The sequence below is a fragment of the Clostridium sartagoforme genome (assembly GCF_004794105.1).
Taxonomy (GTDB): domain Bacteria; phylum Bacillota; class Clostridia; order Clostridiales; family Clostridiaceae; genus Clostridium; species Clostridium sartagoforme_B.
This window is the reverse complement of the sequence record NZ_SRYR01000001.1, coordinates 261086-281145: the sequence shown is the minus strand read 5'-3', so window position 1 is coordinate 281145 and position 20060 is coordinate 261086. Positions and strand designations below refer to the sequence as shown.

The 20060-nt window shown below is 30.4% G+C and carries 14 protein-coding genes; 2 read left to right on the top strand and 12 right to left on the bottom strand.

Annotation, left to right across the window (positions count from 1 at the left end; genetic code table 11):
* Positions 1-8: 8 nt before the first annotated feature.
* The gene (locus E5347_RS01180; RefSeq protein ID WP_136003747.1) at positions 9-1913 is read right to left on the bottom strand and encodes an acyl-CoA dehydrogenase family protein; all 1905 of its coding nucleotides are present in this window, start codon (positions 1911-1913) and stop codon (positions 9-11) included.
* 629 nt (positions 1914-2542) lie between these two features.
* Here E5347_RS01180 and E5347_RS01175 point away from each other — a divergent pair.
* Both E5347_RS01175 and E5347_RS01170 read left to right on the top strand, forming a co-directional pair.
* Positions 2543-3079 (top strand): sigma-70 family RNA polymerase sigma factor, encoded by a 537-nt coding sequence (locus E5347_RS01175; protein ID WP_136003745.1) that lies wholly within the window; start codon positions 2543-2545, stop codon positions 3077-3079.
* A 13-nt stretch (positions 3080-3092) separates the two neighbouring features.
* The gene (locus E5347_RS01170; protein WP_136003743.1) at positions 3093-4109 is read left to right on the top strand and encodes a DUF4179 domain-containing protein; all 1017 of its coding nucleotides are present in this window, start codon (positions 3093-3095) and stop codon (positions 4107-4109) included.
* A 71-nt stretch (positions 4110-4180) separates the two neighbouring features.
* Here the strand turns inward: E5347_RS01170 and E5347_RS01165 are convergent, their stop codons facing one another.
* The 11 genes from E5347_RS01165 to E5347_RS01115 all read right to left on the bottom strand — a co-directional run bounded on the left by E5347_RS01165 (position 4181) and on the right by E5347_RS01115 (position 19964).
* Positions 4181-5326, bottom strand: coding sequence for a toxic anion resistance protein (locus E5347_RS01165; protein WP_136003741.1), 1146 nt, complete (start codon positions 5324-5326; stop codon positions 4181-4183).
* 25 nt (positions 5327-5351) lie between these two features.
* The gene (locus E5347_RS01160; protein WP_136003739.1) at positions 5352-6506 is read right to left on the bottom strand and encodes a 5-bromo-4-chloroindolyl phosphate hydrolysis family protein; all 1155 of its coding nucleotides are present in this window, start codon (positions 6504-6506) and stop codon (positions 5352-5354) included.
* 228 nt (positions 6507-6734) lie between these two features.
* Entirely contained in the window at positions 6735-8534 is a 1800-nt protein-coding gene (gene ade, locus E5347_RS01155) for an adenine deaminase (protein ID WP_136003737.1), read from the bottom strand.
* Positions 8535-8562: 28 nt separating this feature from the next.
* A complete protein-coding gene (gene purD / locus E5347_RS01150) occupies positions 8563-9810 on the bottom strand; it encodes a phosphoribosylamine--glycine ligase (RefSeq protein WP_136003734.1) in 1248 nt (415 codons plus the stop codon).
* Between the two features lie 166 nt (positions 9811-9976).
* On the bottom strand, positions 9977-11479 hold the full coding sequence (gene purH, locus E5347_RS01145) for a bifunctional phosphoribosylaminoimidazolecarboxamide formyltransferase/IMP cyclohydrolase (RefSeq protein ID WP_136003732.1): 1503 nt from the start codon (positions 11477-11479) through the stop codon (positions 9977-9979).
* A 118-nt stretch (positions 11480-11597) separates the two neighbouring features.
* Positions 11598-12221 carry a phosphoribosylglycinamide formyltransferase gene (purN, locus tag E5347_RS01140; RefSeq protein WP_136003730.1) on the bottom strand — a complete coding sequence of 208 codons (624 nt, stop codon included), beginning with the start codon at positions 12219-12221 and terminating at the stop codon, positions 11598-11600.
* A complete protein-coding gene (purM, locus tag E5347_RS01135) occupies positions 12209-13210 on the bottom strand; it encodes a phosphoribosylformylglycinamidine cyclo-ligase (protein ID WP_136003729.1) in 1002 nt (333 codons plus the stop codon). The genes purN and purM overlap by 13 nt, the downstream gene beginning before the upstream one ends.
* Positions 13211-13231: 21 nt before the next feature.
* A complete protein-coding gene (purF, locus tag E5347_RS01130; protein WP_136003727.1) occupies positions 13232-14638 on the bottom strand; it encodes an amidophosphoribosyltransferase in 1407 nt (468 codons plus the stop codon).
* A gap of 172 nt (positions 14639-14810) precedes the next feature.
* A complete protein-coding gene (gene purC / locus E5347_RS01125; protein ID WP_136003725.1) occupies positions 14811-15515 on the bottom strand; it encodes a phosphoribosylaminoimidazolesuccinocarboxamide synthase in 705 nt (234 codons plus the stop codon).
* Positions 15515-15994 (bottom strand): 5-(carboxyamino)imidazole ribonucleotide mutase, encoded by a 480-nt coding sequence (purE, locus tag E5347_RS01120; RefSeq protein WP_136003722.1) that lies wholly within the window; start codon positions 15992-15994, stop codon positions 15515-15517. Before purE ends, purC begins: the two co-directional genes overlap by 1 nt.
* A 223-nt stretch (positions 15995-16217) precedes the next feature.
* Positions 16218-19964 (bottom strand): phosphoribosylformylglycinamidine synthase, encoded by a 3747-nt coding sequence (locus tag E5347_RS01115; RefSeq protein ID WP_136003721.1) that lies wholly within the window; start codon positions 19962-19964, stop codon positions 16218-16220.
* Between the last annotated feature and the right edge of the window lie 96 nt (positions 19965-20060).

The window sequence follows — 20060 nt, the reverse complement described above, 5'->3', positions numbered from 1 at the left end:
AATACCGATTAAACCTCTATAAAATTAGATTTTTCTTCACCACAATCCGGACATATCCATTCTTCTGGAAGGGCTTTAAATAGAGTTTCTGGTGCTATATCACTTTCTTCATCACCTACTGCCGGATCATATTCATATCCGCAACCACTACATACATAAGTCTTCCAACTAGGTGCAACCTTCTTAGGAGCGTGTCTCTTCATCTTCTTCATAGGAGGAGCTTCCTTCTTAGGTTCTCCGTTATCTAACGCAGCTGTTAACAGTGGCATTATTTCCATAATATCACCAACGATACCGTAATCTGAATTTTTAAATATTGGGGCATTAGGATTATTATTAATAGCTACAATAGTGGTAGCATCCTTAATTCCTTTTAGATGTTGCCCAGCACCTGATATACCACATGCTATATAAAGATTTCCATTAAACTTTTGTCCTGACATTCCAACGTAACGGTTTAGAGGTAAATATTTCAATGTTTCAGCTACAGGACGTGATGATCCAATAGAGGCACCAGCTTGAATAGCTAGAGCTTTTGCAAGTTCCATATTTTTCTCTTCTCCAATTCCCTTACCTACACTAACAACACGATCTGACTTAGCTATTGGAGTGTTTATGTCAATTCCAACAGTAAAGTCATATCCATCCTTCTTTAAGGCCTCTACAAGCTTGTCTACACTTTCTTTAGCTGTATTTTCCTTAAAGATAACCTTCTTACGAGCACCTGTCAATGGATCAGCTTTCTTCTTAGATTTTTTATCACCCTTTGGCATCTTACCTATTATATGAGATGCAATTACTACTCTTTGAATCTCATTAGTTCCCTCATAAATAGTACAAATCTTAGCGTCACGATAAGCTCTTTCAACTTCCATACCCTTTAAGTATCCTGATCCACCAAATATTTGTAGTGCGTCATTAACTACTTCTAAGCATATATCTGAAGCATACATCTTAGCCATTGCAGACTCCATAGAATAATCCTCATGATTTTCTTTTAAATCTGCAGCACTATATATTAATAGTCTTGCAGCTCTTAACTTAGTTGCCATATCTGCTAACTTAAAGGAAATTGATTGTTGTTGAGCTATAGGTTTTCCAAATTGAACTCTTTCCTTAGAATATTCTAAAGCATTTTCATATGCCCCTTGAGCAATTCCCAATGCTTGAGCTGCTATCCCTATACGACCACCATCAAGTGTTTGCATAGCTATACCAAAGCCTTTTCCTTCTTCTCCTAATAAGTTTTCCTTTGGAACCTTAACATTATTAAATATTAATTCAGCTGTTGAAGAAGAACGGATACCCATCTTATCGTAGTGATCACCAAAAGTAAATCCTTCCCAACCTTTTTCAACTATAAAGGCACTAATTCCCTTTACTCCTATATCAGGAGTAGTTACAGCAAATACAACATATGTATCAGCCTTATCTGCATTAGTAATAAATATTTTTCCACCATTTAAGATGTAATAATCTCCTTCTAGGACAGCAGTTGTTTCAGTTCCACCTGCATCACTACCTGCATTAGGTTCAGTTAACCCAAATGCACCTATTTTTTCTCCCTTAGCTAATGGCACTAAATACTTTTGTTTTTGTTCTTCAGTTCCAAATGCGAATATTGGATAACTTCCTAAAGATACGTGAGCTGATAAAATAACCCCTGTTCCTCCATCTACTCTAGAAAGCTCTTCTACAGCGATAGCATAACTTATAACATCACTACCTAATCCACCATATTCCTTTGGATAAGGAGTACCCAAAACACCCATTTCACCTAATTTTTTAACAACTTCTTCTGGAAAAATGTTTTCCTTGTCCCACAAAAATGCCTGTGGTCTTATTTCTGCCTCTGCAAATTCTCTGATTTTTGCACGAAAAGCTTCATGTTGGTCTGTAGTCTTAAAAAACATACCCTTGCCTCCTTTTATTTAGTGCTTTCTTTAATTCAAAACACATTTTTGTTTATAATAAAAGCTAAAACTCATGCTGCAAATAATTATAAGAATAAATAGAATTAATAAATTTCCTATCTTTCTTAATAATTATTATTGTAAAACTAATAATATTTATTGTCAATTTATTCTGAAAACATTTGCTATTTTATATTAATATTATCCTTACATTGTAATTATTGACAAATTAATCTGCTTTTAATTTTCAAAATGTTAAAATAATTCATATGATTTTTTTATTTTGAAAATAAAGTCATATAAAAATTTTCTCTTCACAAATTATCATTCCAAATACATACACATTTTACCTTTTAATTGTTTGTGAATTAATTAATAAACTGTACACTAAAAAAGCAGGTTATATACCTTACTCTAATAATATTAAAAATTGTTTATTATAGCTAAAAAGATCTACACCTTTTACTATTTACTGCCTATCAAATAAAATAATAGAATAATACCCTCCAATTTTAACTATGTGATTTTTTTCTATTACTTCTTATACAAAACTTTTATAATTAACTTGATAAGTTCTTAGTACATTGTTCGTTATATAAAGTGTAAGTACTTACAAGGAGGCGAATTTATTGGCAGATAACCTTATAATTAAATATATTAAATCCAAAAATGAAAAAGGATTGCAATTGCTTTTAGAAACTTACGGTGGTCTAATAAAGGGTGTAGTCCGAAAACATCTATCATCTCTAGATTACTATCAAGATGAGTGTATTAACGATATTTTAATATCAATTTGGAACAATATTGATTCATTTGATTGTAAAGGATCTTTTAAAAATTGGATTGTAGTGATATCAAAATTTAAAGCTATTGATTATAAACGCAAATACCTTAAACATAATAATTTTGAAGATATAGATAAAATTATATTAAGTGATAAAAAAGATCTATCAGACAATCTATTATATAAAGAGTTACAAAGTGAAATCCAATCACTTTTAGATAACTTAAGGTCAGAAGATAGATCTATATTTGTTAAATATTATTTAGAAGATATCTCTACTGATAATATTTCCAAAGAACTAGGTATTCCTAAAGCACAAATATATAACAAGCTATCAAGAGGTAGAAAAAAATTATTTTCAATTCTGAAAAACAGTTTTTAAATGAGGTGATATTTTGAAAGATATTTATAAAGCTTTTAATAATATAGATGTTAATACTAATGACTATGATAATACAGAACTAACTGAATATGAAATTGAAAAGTTTAAAGATATGGTATCAGAAAAAATATATGTTAGGAAAAGACCTTTTTATAAGCAAATTGCTTCACTTATAGTATTATCTGTGATTTCTTTCCTACTTTTAAACACAGGAAATGTTAGTGCAGTCTTAGATTCCCTTGGCAATAATTTAAAGAATATATTTAACATATCTCAAAATAAATATTATGATAATTATACAAATCTAATAAATAAAACAGTAACAGATAATAATATTTCAATAACTTTTGAAGAAGTTTTGATTGAAGAAAATCAATTAATAATTTCATCAATTATAGATTATAGTGAACTTTCAAAGAACTTAAAAAAAGATCTTATTAATAATTTAAAAGATATATCAATTTCCAATACTCTGTATTTTGATGATATGGAATATAGAGATACTTCCTCATCATTATTTGAAATATCTGAGGATAAAATAAGGTATATAAGCTTATTTGACATTGAAAAAGTTCCTGACTCTAGGCTTTTAAATTGTTCACTTACTTATAAATTCTTCAATGTTTTGTTTAAAGATTCTAAAAATGGTTATCTCGATAAAGAGATTACTGGAGATTGGACCTTTGATTTTTCTATAGATACTTCTAATATATCAAACTCACAAAATGAATTGTATCTTTCTCAAAACAATATTCTTTATTACGAAAATGGTGATACTTTAAAAATAAATAAGATAGAGAAGTCTGATATAAGTATAAAAATATATTATGATTTTAGTACTAATTCTGATTATTACTCAGTTCCACCATTCTTCCTTATAGATAGTAATAAGAATTATATAGGTAATCATTTCTACAATAATGAATATGCACTCTTCTTTATTAAAGATAGTGATGCTACTAATACTTTTACTATATCTGGCTATGACCATGGTGCAAGTGATAATATAATTATTGACTTTAAAGAGTAATCTAAAATATAAAGCACAAATAAATCCACGACATCTAATGCCGTGGATTTATTTATGAATGATTATTACCTTTAATATTTAAACTCTAAAAGCTTATTTTTTAATTGATCTTCTATATTTCTTAATTCTAATTCAGCCTCTCTACGTTTTTGACGTCCTTCTGTTTGTATATTAAGTATTTCGTCAAGAGTTGAAATTAAGGATTCATTAGTAAATCTAAGTGTATCAACATCAACAATTCCTCTTTCTGATGCCTTAGCAGTTTCTATAGTAGAAGTCTTCAATATCTCAGCATTTTTACGTAAAAGTTCATTAGTCATATTTGTTACTTCTCCTTGAACCCTTGCTGCATTAGTAGAATGAGCAACTCCAAGAGCTAATACTATTTGACTTTTCCAAAGAGGAATAGTATTAACAATTGTAGATTGTATTTTTTCAGACATTAAAGAATCATTATTTTGAATTAATCTAATTTGAGGAGCCATTTGTAAGGAAATCATTTTAGTTAATTCCAAATCATGGATTTTCTTTTCAAAGCGATTGCAAAGAGCCAGAAAATCATTTACTTCTTGAGCATCTTGAGGAAGTCCACTTCTTTTTGCTTTTTCTTGTAATTTAGGTAGCTCCTCTTTCTCTAATTTTTGAAGTTTCTTTTTTCCAGCTAAAATATACATAGAAAGCTCTTTAAAATACACTTTATTTATTTCATACATCTTATCTAACATCGCTATATCTTTTAATAGCTGTATTTGATGTTTTTCAAGGATATTACACATTTTATTAATATTATCCTCTACTTTATCGTATTTCGCTTTCATTTGAGAAATCTTTTCTTTACCCTTCTTAAAAAAGCCAAAGATACCTTTTTTCTCCTCAGACTCTTCAAAATTTTTCAGCTCATGAACTACATTAGAAAGCATATCTCCAACTTCCCCTAAATCTTTAGTTCTCACATTATTTAATGCTGTCTCTGAAAAATCAGAAATTTTCTTTTGAGCACCTACTCCAAATTGTAAAATAGAATTTGAATTAGTTATTTCTATCTTATCAACAAATTGCTCTACCATCTTTTTTTCTTCTTCAGTTAGAAGTATTTCATCAATTACTTCTTCTTTAACTTTTTCTTCTTCCACTTTAATATTAATAACTTCATCTTTAAATGGCTCAAATACTAATTCTGGCTGTATATTTATAGATTCTTTAAACTCATCACTCATTTTAATGCCTCCTTATATTTAAAAGTTATTTTTTAAAATCTTCCTCTGTTAATCCCTCTTGTTTAAATAGAGTTTTTAGCACAGAAATATCTGTAGAAATGTCTAAAGCAACATCTTCAAATAAATCATCTAATAAATTTTCAAAAGCATTATTTATAATATCAATACTTTTTTCAATTTCAATTTTAGCATTTTTAATATTTTCCCCTTGAACTATTTGATTACTTAATTCCTTATAAGAATTAATTAACTTTATAGTAATAGGTAGATAATGATTTATAAATTTATTAACTTCTTGTAGCTTTTTAGGATTCTTCTCAACATAATTAAGTATTTCACTTGCAATATATTGTAATCTATCTAATTTAGCTGCTACTTCTTCTTTATAAAGTTCATTTCTTATGATTTTTATTTGATTTATATACTTTCTTCCAGTTTCAATTATAAGTCTTACTTCTTCTTTTTCAGAATTATTAACATCTTCTTTTAATTTTTCTTTTTTACTTTCTTTATCCATTTGCTGTCTTTTTAAATTTAAATAGTCACCATAGACATCATCATTTAACATAAAATAAGTTTTTTCATCATCAATATGCCCTTCTATAAACATACCTAAAGCAATCATTTTATTTAAATCTTTAATAACAAAAGCTTCCTTTTCTTTAGCAAATTTCGCTAAGTCCTTAATTAAAAAATAGCTATCATCATCAATAAATCTTACATACTTCTTAAAACGTTTTATTCTTTTTCTTAAATTTACCCCTCTAAAAAGTAATCCTAAGCTTATTAGAAAAAATGTAAATAAAACTCCAAAAGCAATATGAATATTATCTATAGTTCCACCAAAAACTATCATAAATATTAGAAATATAAGAACTAAAAACCCAAAAACTGCACTTCCTATTGATCCAAATATTAGATAAAATATTCCTGATAAACTACCAGCTGGTCTTTTGCTAATATAAGTAGATACATCATTTTTAGGCTTTTTAGTTAAAATCTCATACTTATTTTCCATTTTTCTATTGTATTCATTTACCTTTGATTTAAACTCATTTAAAGTATCCTCAGCTTTACCGCTAATATCTCTTTTTAAATTAGCGAAATCTATAGCGTTAAGTGCATTTTTAACTGTAGACATAATTTGATCTTCTAAATCAGAAAAATCTCTTCTATCCATTGTCTTGCCTCCAGACCATTACTATTATTTACATAAATTAAAAGATATAAAATAATATACCTCTCCTATAATATTTTAGGTTTATTATATCTTATTATTTAACTAATTACAATTTACAAAAATTGCATAACTATATATTTTTTAATAACCCATTTGTTATTCTTCCCAATACATTTTAAAAAAGAGTGTAGCAAAAATTACTACACTCTTTATACTAAAATACTTTCTTTAATCTTCTATAAATAAAGGAACAAACTCAAACTTATTACAATCAACTAATCCTCTATTTGTAAGTCTTAATTCTGGTAAACATGCTAATGATATAAGAGCCATTGTCATAAATGGAGAAACTATATTACATCCTATTTCTTCCCAAGCCTTACCTAATAACTCAACCTTCTCTGCCATTTCTTCTAAAGGTTTATCACTCATTAGACCTGCTATTGGTAAAGGTACTAATCCTATAACTTTTCCATCTTTTACAGCTACCATTCCGCCGCCACATTCTATTAGTGTATTAGCTGCTAAAGCCATATCTTCATCATTAGCACCTATAACTAAAAGATTGTGAGCATCATGAGCAACAGTTGATGCCATTGCTCCTTCTTTTATTCCAAAGCCTTTAACAAATCCGTATCCTACTGTTCCTGTTTCCTTATGTCTTTCAAATACAGCTGCTTTTAAAACATCATTGTTTGTATCACATTGAACCCTTCCATCTTTAACATCTAGTTCAATATGTCTTTCATAAGTACCAACTCTTGCAGGTATTATTTCCATAACTCTTGCTTTTACTTTTTCTTTATTCTCTGCATATATATTAAAAGAATCCTTAGTTATTATATTCTTTACATGCATTGAATTCATTGCATCTTCTGGATATTTATATTCATATATTTCTTCAGTTAAAACTCCATTTTCTGCTACTATATTTCCATCAATAATAACCTTTGTTACATTAATTTTATTTAAGTCTTCTATAAATACTATATCAGCGCATTTACCTGGAGTTATTGAACCTAATTCATGATCCATTTGGAAGCATTGTGCACAGTTTATAGTAACCATTTGTATTGCTGTTATTGGATCTATTCCCTCTTTTATAGCTCTTCTAATTATATGATCTAAATGTCCATCATTTAATAATGTATGAGGATGTGTATCATCTGATATTAATACTGCAAATCTACTATCAACATTATTTTCTGTTATAGATTTACTTACTTCTTTTAAATCATGCCACGCTGATCCTTCTCTAAACATTGCATACATACCAAGTCTCATCTTAGCTAAAGCATCTTCAGCTCTTGTAGATTCATGACAACATCTAACTCCAGATGCTATATATCCATTTAATCCTTTTCCTGTTTCAGGTAGAGAATAATGCCCTGTTACAATTTTATTAGCCTTTAATGTTTCTCCTACAACTCCATGGGCATGGTCTGTTGAAAATAATATTCCTGGGAAATTCATCATTTCTCCTAGTCCAACAACACTATCCCATTTCATAGTCTCTGCTATATCCTCTGGTCCAATTACTGCTCCTGTATCTTCAAATCCTGGAACTGCAGGAACACATGATGGAGTAGTTACCATATTTTTTAATGGAGTTCCCTTTCCATCTTCAATCATATACTTAACACCATTTAAACCAAGTACATTACATATTTCATGAGGATCCATATAAATACCTACTGTTCCATGAGGTATTACTGAACGAGCATATTCACTAACACTTAACATAGAAGATTCTACATGAATATGTCCATCTAAAAATCCAGGTGCTATATATTGTCCCTTAGCATCAATTACTTTAGTATTTTCTTTTATACAATGTTTTGCATCACCAACTAAAGCTATTCTTCCCATACTAATTGCTACATCAGTATTTTCAATTATTTCTCTAGTACATACATTTACTAATTTAGCATTAGTAATTACAATATCAGCTCCTTGAAATCCTTGTGCTACTGCTGATAATATTTTACTTACTTCCCATAATGGCTTAATATTAAATTTATTAAACATACCTTTTACCTCTTATCTTAGTGTTATATTATACTAATCCTATATCACTTCTATAATATTTTTCTTTAAAGTTTACCTTTTCAATTGATTTATAAGCATCTTCTCTAGCTTCTTCTACAGTTTTTCCTATTCCAACTACTGATAAGACTCTCCCGCCATTAGTTTTTAAAACTCCATCTTCAAGCTTTGCTCCTGCTATAAATACTTTATCTTTAACTTCATTATCTACAGTAATTTCATAACCTTTTACAAAAGATCCTGGATATCCTTTTGAAGCTAAAACTACATTTACACAAGCTCCTGTATTCCACTTAACTTCAGCATTCTCTAAATCTTCATTTAAAGCAGATTCTATTAACTCAAGCAAATCGCTTTCCATTAAATTAAGTACCGATTGTGTTTCTGGATCTCCCATTCTAACATTATATTCTAGAAGATATGATCCCTTTTTAGTTATCATAAGTCCAAAGAATATTATCCCTTTAAAATCAAAGCCCTCTTCTCTAATCCCTTGTAAAGTATTATTCATTATATTTTCTTCGAAATCTTTAAGAACTTCTTCAGTTACAAAAGGATTTGGTGCTGATACTCCCATACCACCTGTATTTGGTCCCTTGCTACCATCAAAAACTTGTTTGTGATCTTTTGCAGAGATAAATGGTATTATTGTTTTCCCATCAGTTATTGATAATATTGAAGCTTCTACCCCATCTAAAAACTCCTCTATTACTATTTTTTGTCCTGCACCATTAAATATATCATCTATCATAAAGGAGTTAACTGCTTTAACAGCCTCTTCTTTATTTTCACAAATTGCAACGCCTTTGCCTGCTGCTAAACCATCTGCTTTTACTACTGTAGGATATGGGCATTTATTTAAATATTCTAGTGCTTCTTGATGATTATAAAAAACTTCATATTCAGCAGTTTTTACTCCATACTTTTTCATAAAGTCTTTAGAAAAACTCTTACTACCTTCAAGTCTAGCAGCCCTTTTACTAGGTCCAAAAATCTTAAGACCCTTTTCTTTAAACTTATCTACTATTCCCTTAGTTAGTGGATCTTCTGGCCCAACTATTGTTAAATCAATAGATTCTCCAATAGCAAAGCTTAACAGTTCATCTATATCTGTAATATCAATATTTTCACATTTAGCTTCTATAGCTGTTCCACCATTACCAGGAGCCACAAATATCTTTTCTACTCTATCATTCTTAGCAATTTTCCAAGCTAAAGCATGCTCTCTTCCACCAGACCCAATTAATAAAATTTTCATTCTACACCCCCAAGATATCAATTGACAATTAACAGTTAATAATTAACAATTGACGATGTAATTCTTCCAGAATTACTAAAAATCAAATATATTCAAAAACTCCTTAATGAGTTTTCTCCTTAATTATCCACTATCAATATTCATTATTCATTGCACTAATCTTTGATTAGTGCTTAAAGTGTCTTATTCCTGTAAATACCATTGCTATCCCATGTTCATTACAAGCATCTATAGATTCTTGATCTCTCATTGAACCACCTGGTTGAATTATAGCTTTTATTCCATTTTTAGCACATGTATCTACAACATCTCTGAATGGGAAGAATGCATCTGATGCTAAAACAGTAGCTCCTTTACCTCTTTTAAGAGCATCTTCTGTAGGCCAAATTCTATTAACTTGTCCTCCACCAATCCCTACTGCTACTCCATCTTTAATGGTTACTATTGCATTAGATTTAACGTATTTCACTACCTTCATACCAAAGATTAAATCTCTCATTTCTTCTTCTGTTGGTGCCTTTTCAGTAACCACCTTAATTTCATCAGTTAACTTAGTATCTTCTTCTTGAACTAGGATTCCACCATCAACAGTTACCATAAATTTTTTATCCTTAGGAATATTGTTACATTTAATAACTCTTAAATTCTTTTTAGTTCTTAATACTTCAAGGGCATCTTCATCATATTCTGGAGCTGCAACTACTTCTAAGAAGATTTTAACCATTTCTTCTGCTGTAGCCTTATCAATCTTTCTATTAACTGCAACTATACCACCAAATATTGATGTTGGATCTGCTTCATATGCTTTAGTGTAAACTTCAAGTGGAGTTTCTCCAATAGCAACGCCACATGGAGTATTATGCTTAAGTCCACAACAAGCTACTTCTTCAAACTCGCAAGCTACCTTCCAAGCTATATCTAAATCTTTTATATTGTTATAAGATAATTCCTTACCATTAAGAACTTCGAAGCTATTCATTGCCCCATCAAACTCATTTGAGCTGTAGTATGCTGCGCTTTGATGTGGATTTTCTCCATATCTTAAACTTTGCTTTTTCTTGTATGAGATTGAAAGATATTCTGGATATTCTTCATCTTCAAGTAAGAAGTTAGAAATGGCTGCATCATAAGCACTCATTAAGTTAAATACCTTTCCAGCTAATTTCTTTCTTAATGATGCAGAAACTTCTCCTGTTTCAGATATTTCTTCCATAACCGCCTTGTAGTCATTTTTATCAGATATAACAACTACATCTTTAAAATTCTTAGCAGCTGCTCTTAGCATAGTTGGTCCACCGATATCAATAAACTCAACCTTTTCATCAAAACTTAAGTTTTCTCTTACCTTTTGGAAAAATGGATATAAATTAACTATAACCATATCTATAGGTGTAATATTTCTTTCTTTAATAGTATTCATATGTTCTTCATTATCTCTTATAGCAAGGATTCCTGCATGGATAATTGGATGAAGAGTTTTAACTCTACCATCTAACATTTCTGGAAAATTAGTTACTTCATTAACTTCAATAACATTAACTCCATTATCCTTTAAATGTTTATAAGTACCACCTGTAGATATAATTTCTACTCCTTTATCTTGTAGAAAGTTTGAAAACTCCAATATTCCTTCTTTATCAAAAACGCTAACTAATGCTCTTTTAATCATTTAAAATAACTCCTTTTTTAAAATTAAGAATGAATAATTAAAGATGAAATCCCCAAGGAATTTCTTAAAATGAATAACTCATCTTGCCTAAGTTATATCCATAATTATCAATTATCCATTATTTATTATTAATTGTATTTATTCTCGCTTTTCCATTTATAATTTCAACTTGGTCTTTACTAATTAAGTCAATTGCTTTAGGTAATAGTATATGTTCTTTCTCTAGAACCCTTTTTTGAAGAATTTCTTTCGTATCCTCATAATAAACTGGAACTACCTCTTGAAGTAGTATTGCCCCCCTATCTACTTCTTCATTGACAAAATGAACTGTGCATCCAGTGTATTTAACTCCTGAGTTTATTACAGCTTCATGAACCTTTAATCCGTACATTCTAGGTCCACAAAAGCTTGGAATAAGAGAAGGATGAATATTTATAATCCTATCCTTAAACTCTTTAAGAATATCCCCCTCTAATATTGATAAATACCCCGCAAGAACAATTAAATCAACCTTTCCCTTAGTTAATTCCAGTATCTTATCTGAAGTCTTATCTCCATACTCTTTTTTAGATATTATATAAGTTTTTATCCCCTTAAGTTTTGCCCTTTCTAGAGCAAAAATACCTTCTTTACTTCCTATAACCATTTCTATTTTACAATTTAATTTACCACTATCTATTGAATCAATAATAGATTGAAGATTGGTTCCTCCCCCTGAGGCAAGTACTGCTACTTTAAACAACAACCTTCACCTCCAGATGTAACATAACCTATTTCATAAGCTTTTTCTCCCATTTCAATTAATGCTTTTATAATAGGCTTAACATCTGCTTCATTTACACATAGTACAAAACCAATTCCCATATTGAAGGTATTATACATATGATCCTTATCTACACCCTTTTCTATTATCTTGTTAAATATATTAGGTACTGGATAACTATCTTTCTTTATAACTGCTGTAAAGTTATCTCCATTGAACATTCTTGGAACATTTTCTAAGAATCCACCACCAGTTATATGTGCCATACCTTTAATTTCATAGCTTTCAAGTAGCTTTAATATAGGTTTCACATAAATCTTAGTAGGAGTTATTAATGTTTTCCATACTTCTTTTCCATCTACTTCTTCATTTAAATCTTTAAATAATTTTCTAACTAAAGAATATCCATTTGAATGTAATCCTGAAGATGCTATACCTATAAGCTTGTCTCCATCTTTTATATTTCTACCGTTAATAATTTTATCCTTATCTACTATACCAACAGCAAAGCCAGCCATATCATATTCACCATCTCTATAAAACCCTGGCATTTCAGCAGTTTCTCCACCTACTAAAGCACAGTTTCCTTGGATACAACCTTCAGAAACTCCCTTAACTAAATCAGCAGCTACTTCAGCTTCTAACTTTCCACAAGCTATATAATCAAGGAAGAATAATGGTTTTGCTCCGTGGCATAATATATCATTTACACACATAGCAACACAGTCAATTCCAACAGTATCATACTTCTTAGTTCTAAATGCTATATCAAGCTTAGTTCCTACTCCATCAGTTCCTGATACCAATACAGGCTTCTTGTACCCTTCTGGTAGTTCAACCATTCCAGCAAAGCTTCCTAAACCATTAAGTACATATTCACTCATAGTTCTACTAGCATATTCTTTAATAAGCTTTACTGATCTATATCCTTCTTCTATATTAACTCCAGCTTCTTTATAAGTTATCATTTAACACACTACCTTTCAGCTTTATTTTGCACCTTCTATAGGAGTTGCCACTGGATAAATTCCATTAAAGCAACCAACACAATATCCACAGTCTTTCTTAAAGCAACTATACATACCTTCCATGCTTAAATAGCCTAAGCTGTCCGAACCTATTGCTTCTCTTATTTCTTCAATACTCTTTTTTGCACCAATTAATTCACTTCTATATGGAGTATCTATTCCAAAATAGCAAGGAAATTTAACTATTGGTGAAGCTACTAAGAAATGTACCTCTTTAGCTCCTGCTCTTCTTAAAGATTCAACTAAATGTCTTGAGGTAGTTCCTCTAACTATTGAATCATCTATTAAAATTACTCTCTTACCATTTACATTAGCTTTTAAAGGATTAAGCTTAACAGCAACTGCCTTTTCCCTAATTTCTTGAGAAGGAGTTATAAATGTTCTACCTACATATCTATTTTTAACAAAACCCGTATCATAAGGAACTCCTGAAGCTTTTGAATAACCAATAGCTGATGGTATTCCTGAATCTGGAACTGCAACTACTAAATCTGCTTCTATCTTATGCTCTCTAAATAATTGTTCACCAGCCTTAACTCTTGAATCATGTACATCTAATCCATCTATTGTTGAGTCAGGTCTTGCAAAATAAATATATTCAAATGCACAAGTTTGGCATTGTGTGTTTTCTGAATACTTAAATGATTTAACTCCATTATTATCTATTACTATTATTTCACCTGGATCTATATCTCTAACTAATTCTGCACCTATTGCATCTAAAGCACAGCTTTCAGAAGATAGTACATATCCTTCTTCCATTTTTCCTAAACATAAAGGTCTTATTCCATGAGGATCTCTAACACCTATAAGCTTATCTTCAGTTAAAATAACCATAGCAAAGGATCCCCTTACTGCTTGTATAGCATCAAATATTGCTCTTTCAATACCTTTTTTTGCTGCTCTTGCAATAAGATTTGCTATTACCTCTGAATCTATTGATGTATGGAATACATGTCCACCATCTTCTAATAATTCTCTTATAACTTCTGCATTAACTAAAGTACCATTATGAGCCATAGCAATGGACCCAAGTCTTGTTTGACTAAGTAATGGCTGAGCATTTTCAATTCTTGTATCTCCAGATGTAGAGTATCTTACATGTCCAATAGCAGCATTACCCTTTAGCTTTTCTAAGCTCTCCTTAGAAAAAGCTTCTGTTATAAGCCCCATTCCTTTATGAATATCTATAGTTTCACCATTAGCTACAGCAATCCCTGCACTTTCTTGACCTCTATGCTGCAGAGCATATAACCCATAATAAGTCATTGAAGCCACATCCATTGGCTTATTAACATAAACACCAAAAACGCCACATTCATCTTTAAATTTATCGTTACTTGGATCTATAATTAAATTTGATCTCAAAAATAATACCCCCAGTTTTAATTAATTAAAAAATGAAAAGATTTAAAAAATGAAAAAATTAGGGAAAATAATTTAGATTACTGAACTATTTACTTTTTTATTATCTTTGGAAACTTTATGAAGCTTCACCCTAAATTCTTTCATTTTCATTATTTCATTTTTTATTCTTTCATTACTTCTTTATTCTGTTTAAGATTTCTATATAAGCATCTTTTACATTTCCCATATCTCTTCTAAATCTATCTTTATCAAGCTTTTCTCCTGTAGTTGCATCCCAAAATCTACAAGTGTCTGGTGAAATTTCATCAGCCAATATAACTTCTCCATTATATCTTCCAAATTCAAGTTTAAAATCAATTAATCTTATGTTTTGCTTTGCGAAGAACTCCTTTAATAAATCATTTATCTTTGCAGTCATTGCATAAATCTTTTCTAATTCTTCAAATGTAGTAGCACCAATTCCTACTGCATGGAAATCATTTATTAAAGGATCCCCTAGATCATCATCTTTGTATGATAATTCAAAAACTGTAGTCTTTAATTTAAAACCTTCTTGTAATCCTAATCTCTTAGCCATTGATCCAGCTGCAACATTTCTTACAATTACTTCTAGAGGTACTATTTCAACCTTCTTACATAATTGTTCTCTTTCACTTAATTTTTCAATAAAGTGAGTCTTTATTCCATTTTCATTTAACATTTCAAATATCATTGAAGTAATTGCATTGTTTAAAACACCTTTATCTTCGATTTGTCCCTTCTTTTCGCCGTTAAAAGCAGTTGCATCATCTTTGTAATAAACTATTACTTCATCAGCCTTATCTGTAGCGTATATTTTTTTTGCTTTTCCTTCATACATCATTTCTAATCTTTCCATTATAAATCCACTCCTTGTCCATTTTCTTCTATAAATTTAGTTTTCATATCTGTTCTAAATTGATTTAACTTTTCTCTTAAAGCTGCATCCTTTATAGCAAGCATTTGAACTGCAAGCATTCCTGCATTGTAGCTATTATTAATTCCAACAGTTGCTACTGGGATTGATTTTGGCATTTGTACTATTGAGAATAATGCATCTAAGCCTTCAACAGCTCCCTTTATAGGAACTCCAATTACTGGCATAGTAGTTTTAGAAGCTATAACGCCTGGTAAATGAGCTGCAAGTCCAGCTCCAGCAATTACTACTTCACATCCATTATCTTCTGCTGCCTTTAAAGTTTCACTTAACTTTTCAGGAACTCTATGAGCTGATAAAATATAAGCCTTAAATTCAACTCCAAATTCTCTTAAGCAGTTAGCTGCACCTTTCATAACATCAGTATCAGACTTACTTCCAAAAAATATTGCTACTTTCATATAAAACCACCCTTTTATAATTAATAATTAACAGTTAACAATTAGCAGTTATTGATGTAATTCCTCCGGAATTACTAAAAATTTAATTTCCAACAACTCAGCTTCGCTGAGTTGTTTCCTTAATTCTTAATTATTCATTTTTTCATTTCTTCATTTTTTCATTAAACAAGAACCTTCGTTACAAGACATAAACTAATCTTGCTCTTATCAACAATTTAAAGTATTACTTAAAATACTGTACTCCTGATTTAAATATCTTTTGATCGAAATCACCAGGAATATTTCTATATAAGCTTTCTCCTCTTCTTTCTGAGTGGCCCATCTTACCTAATATTCTTCCATCTGGACTTGTAATACCTTCAATTCCTAACATTGATCCATTAGGATTAAATGGCATGTTCATAGAAACTTCTCCATTAAAATCAACGTATTGAGTTGCTATTTGTCCATTAGCAGAAAGTTTTTCTAATAGTTCCTTAGGTGCTACAAATCTTCCTTCACCATGTGAAATTGCTACTGAATGAATATCTCCTACATTAACTTCATTAAACCATGGAGATTTATTTGAAGTAATCTTAGTTCTAATAATTGAACTCATATGCCTATTAATCTCGTTGTAAGTTAATGTTGCCATATCTTCTTCTATATCAACTATTTCACCATATGGAACTAATCCTAATTTGATTAAAGCTTGGAAGCCGTTACATATACCTAACATTAATCCATCTCTATTTTTAAGAAGATCCATAACAGCATCTTTTATTCTTTCGTTTCTAAATACTGTAGCTATAAACTTACCTGATCCATCTGGTTCATCCCCAGCTGAAAATCCTCCTGGTAACATAATAATTTGACTTTCTCTTATAGTTTTTTCCATCTTTAAGATAGATTCATTTAAAAGCTCTTTGTTCATATTATTTAGAACTAATTCAGAAACTTCTGCCCCTTCATTTCTGAAAGCTTTTGCACTATCATATTCACAGTTTGTCCCTGGGAAAACTGGAATAAATACTCTTGGTTTTGCAACCTTAATAGTTGGTGTTTTAGCTTCAGTAACTTTATATAATGGAGTATTTACTTTTTCATTTTTATCTTCTGTTTTTATCTTAAATATCTTTGTTAACTTCTCTTCTAATGTTTTTTCTAAAGATTCAATTTCAAAGTTAATATCGTAATCTTCTAATATAATAGCCCCATTTTTAATAGTCTCGCCTATTGCCTTATAAGCGCAACCAGCCAGTTCCTTATCGACTTCTACATCTGACTTAACCTCTAGAACTAAACTTCCATAGTTAAGACCAAATAATTCTTCCTTAGTTACATTTTTAATATTTGCCCCAATTTTATTACCTAAAGTCATCTTTGTTATAGCCTCAGATAATCCACCAAACTTAATTGATGATGCAGAAATTACCTTTCCTTCATGTATAAGTTTGTGTACTATTTCTAAATTATTTTTATATTCATCTACCTTTAATGTCATATCCTCATTCTTTTCAGCTATTAATAGAACAAGTTTAGACCCAATTTCCTTAAATTCTGGTGATATAACTTTATTTGCCTTACATACATCTACTGCAAAGGCTACTAATGATGGAGGTACATCAATATCTCCAAAAGTTCCTGACATTGAATCTTTTCCTCCAATAGCTGGAATACCTAAGTCCATTTGTGCTTGATATGCTCCAAGTAAAGCTGCAAATGGTTTGCCCCACTTAGTATCTTCCTTGCCTAATCTCTCAAAATACTCTTGCAATGTTAATCTGGCCTTTTTATAATTCCCACCCATAGCTGAAAGCTTTGTTATTGCTTCAATAACTGAATAATATGCCATATGATATGGACTCCATACTCCCATTTCAGGATTGAATCCAAATGTCATTAATGTAGCGTCTTTACTTTCTCCATTTAATACTGGTATTTTTGCTGCCATACCTTCTGCTTGTGTTTTTTGATATTTACCACCAAATGGCATAAGCACAGTTCCAGCTCCTATAGTCGCATCAAATCTCTCTACTAGCCCTTGTTGTGACGCTACATTTAATTTCTTAAGATTATTAATCCATTCTTCTTTAACATTTAAATCTTTATTAACTTCAAATGGATATTTTTCTGGATTTAAAACCTTAACCTTAGTAGTTTGTCTTGCCCCATTAGTATCTAAGAATTCTCTCTTGATATCTACTATTGTATTTCCTCTCCAGAACATCTTAAGTCTTTCTGTTTCAGTAACCACTGCTACCTTAACAGCTTCTAAGTTTTCTTCCTTAGCTAAAGCAATGAACTTTTCTTCATTTTCTTTATTTACTACAACTGCCATTCTTTCTTGTGATTCTGAAATAGCTATTTCTGTTCCATCTAGCCCTTCATATTTCTTTGGAACCTTATCTAAATCTATATCTAAACCTCTAGTTAGTTCCCCTATTGCTACAGATACTCCACCTGCACCAAAATCATTACATCTCTTAATCATAGTTGAAACTTCTTTATTTCTAAATAATCTTTGAATCTTTCTTTCAGTAGGTGGATTACCCTTTTGCACCTCTGCTCCACATTCATTAATTGAATCTTCTGTATGCTCTTTAGACGAACCAGTTGCTCCACCTAAACCATCTCTACCAGTTCTTCCACCTAAAAGAATTACAACATCACCACTCTTTGGTTCTTCTCTAACTACATTCTCCTTAGGTGCTGCTGCTATTACTGCCCCAACTTCCATTCTTTTAGCTACATAATTAGGATGGTATATTTCTGCAACTTGTCCAGTAGCAAGTCCTATTTGATTACCATAAGAACTATATCCATGTGCCGCCCCTAATGTTATAGTTCTTTGAGGAAGTTTCCCCTTTAATGTATCTTCAACTTTAACCGTCGGATCTGCTGAACCAGTTACTCTCATTGCTTGATATACATAAGTTCTACCTGAAAGTGGATCTCTTATTGCACCTCCAAGACATGTTGCTGCTCCACCAAAAGGTTCTATTTCAGTTGGATGATTGTGAGTTTCATTTTTAAACATCACTAGATATTCCACATTTCCGTCATTAGTTTCGATATCAACTTTTATAGAACAAGCGTTAATTTCATCGGAAACATCTAAATCTTCTAATAGTCCTCTTTTTCTCATTTCCTTCATAGTTATTACTGCTATATCCATTAAAGTCTCATCTCTATTGGTTTCCCCATAAACAAAATTTCTAGATTTAAGATATGCATTGTAAGATTTAATTAAAGGCTTTGTATATAAACCTTCTTCTATATCTACAGCTTCAATAGCTGTAGAAAATGTAGTGTGTCTGCAGTGATCTGACCAATATGTGTCAATAACTTTAATTTCTGTTATACTAGGATCTCTCTTTTCCCCATTAAAGTAATCCCTAATCATTTTTATATCTTCGAAGCTCATAGCAAGGCCCATTTCACTATGTAGCTCTTTTAATTCATCATAGTTTTTATTTATAAATCCATTTAATATTTTTACATCCTTTGGCTCTGGAAGTTTTGAATATAATTCTAAATTATCAATTTCAACTTCCCTTGAATCAACTTGATTTATATAGTAGTTTTTAATTTTTAGAACTTCATCTTTAGATAAATTCCCCTTTAAAACTATTATCTTTGTCCATTTAACTTCTATTTTTTCTTCTGAAGTTAAAATTTGAAAACATTCTGAAGCTGAATCTGCTCTTTGATCATATTGTCCTGGTAGAAACTCAACTGCAAAAGCCCTTTCTCTATCTTCTAGTTCAAATTTATTTTCATATAAATTATCTACTGTTCTTTCTGAGAATATTGTATAAAGTGCTTTCTTATAATCTTCTTCTTTAATCTCACCTAAGGTATATTTATTAACTAACCTTACCGATTCTAAAGAATTAATGCCTAAGTTGCTTTTAAAATCTTCAAGTAAGCTTTTACCTTCAACGTCATAACCCTTCTTCTTTTCTACAAAAATACATCTCACCTTCAACCTTCATACCTCCAAAGTTAAGTAGTTCTAATATAAACGAACATTTTCTTTAAATTAATATTTATATTCCGTAATTACAATTTAAGGTTATCATTC